This window comes from Candidatus Obscuribacterales bacterium, from assembly GCA_036703605.1.
Lineage (GTDB): Bacteria > Cyanobacteriota > Cyanobacteriia > RECH01 > RECH01 > RECH01.
Window position 1 is genome coordinate 1 of sequence record DATNRH010000296.1, and the last position, 1,606, is coordinate 1,606.

General features: G+C 56.2%; 2 protein-coding genes. One reads left to right on the top strand and one right to left on the bottom strand.

The genetic code is table 11. The annotated features are described in order from the left end of the window. A partial coding sequence (locus V6D20_06235) for an SH3 domain-containing protein (GenBank protein ID HEY9815384.1) occupies positions 1-687 on the top strand: 687 nt, incomplete at its 5' end. Positions 688-783: 96 nt separating this feature from the next. On the opposite strand, the gene V6D20_06240 is transcribed toward V6D20_06235, so the two are convergent. Then, the coding region (locus tag V6D20_06240) for a YcjF family protein (GenBank protein HEY9815385.1) at positions 784-1,606 on the bottom strand (823 nt) is incomplete at its 5' end.

Below are 1,606 nucleotides of genomic sequence, written 5' to 3' on the forward strand. Positions count from 1 at the left end.
AGCCTTCCTCAAGAGCTAGGTAACATCCGCAACATTTTATCTGGGAAGCATATCCGTCGAGGTATGGGACTCTGGGTTTCCATGTCCACAACCTTGCTTTGGGTAGGCGGGACATGGGTTGCTCCCTTACGCGCAGATCCAGAGACAGGCTGGAGCGAATGGCAACGTCGAACTCCCCAAGCTGAGACCAGCTTTGACTCCGGTTTCTTCAACCATGAACTCCGGCGCTTTGCTGCATTTGAACAGGCTTGTCAAACCGCCATGGGAGAGGCTAGCTCGTCGATTGACTATTGGTTTCGTCTCAGCACCCTCGTCCCACAATTGGGCACTGGACTGGTGGAGTATGGCTGTCAGGATACGACCGGAACGTTTGTCCACACCATCACGATGACAGCGATCGCCACTCAGATTGAGCCTGTCGATTGCTTTCAGGTTAACTCACCTATTAGCAGTGGGCTGAATGTACGAGCTTGGCCAGGAGAAGCAGAGCAGATCGTGGGGGGAGTGGCCAACGGCACCCAACTGGATCCTGGCGGATTTCCTGCCTCGATCACCGAAGTTGATGGCCGCAACTGGGTAGCGATCGTTTCTCCCTTGACGGGATGGGTTTCTAATGGGCAACCCGGCAGTGAAGGTAACCTCAGCCTTTGCTCCGTGGATGAGTCCGCCCCTCGCCTTCCAGAATAGGGGTTGAGGGCTTCGGTAGATCAGCCGCACGGTGATCGCTGTAGAGTAGCTCTCATCCTAAAACGATGATCCGGACTTAGTAGGAGTAGGGTTGCCCTAGGGCTGCTCCGAGGACGGTAAAGGTTGAGCATGGGTCGCCGCTTGAATATCCGACTTGAGACGGGCAATCACGGTATCCGCATCCACCTGGCTCAGAATATCTTGCAGCACCGTGCTGGCTCCTTGGGGGCCCCAAGAACAGCCCTGTTCTAGATAAATTTGGGCGGCTTTGCCCACTTGATAGGAACCGTAGCCAGCGATCGCTGCCTGGGCTGCCGCTGCCGTACCATAAGCCGCAAGACTGCTACCACCATCCCATAGGCTAGCCATAGCCGCCCCGCTCTTGCCAGCACCCAACAGTACATTAGAGGCAAATTCCCCTAGCATTAAGCGTCCACCGCTCCAGACGATGGCATTGAGTAACTTACCGGCTTCATAGCGGGTCATGGGTAGCCCATAAAGGCGAGCTAAGGCACGAATCATGGCTAGGTCGGCGATCGCTCCTCCGGCAATATCCAACACGGCAATGGGGTTAAGCGCTACGGCCAACCCTTTCCACTTAGCAAAGCTCCAGATTAACTGTTCAGCATCAGCATCCCGCTGCGCCACGATGGTTTGAGCGATCGCCGCCTCGGTGAGTTCTGCCTGGCGCATGGCATTCAAGGCCAGCAACGATTTTCCTTCTCGATTCAGGATCACCAAGAGCCGCTGGGTCAACGGCGTAATTTGAGCGGGTGGTGCTTCCCACTCTTGGGTCACTCGTCCGTCGGGCCATTCCACACGCACTTCCATAGGCGCTGGCTCGGCAGCCACGAGCACAACATCGTCTAGAGTCAAATTGGGATCAGGGCGGCTCAAGCTACCGGAGTTCAGCCGCTCC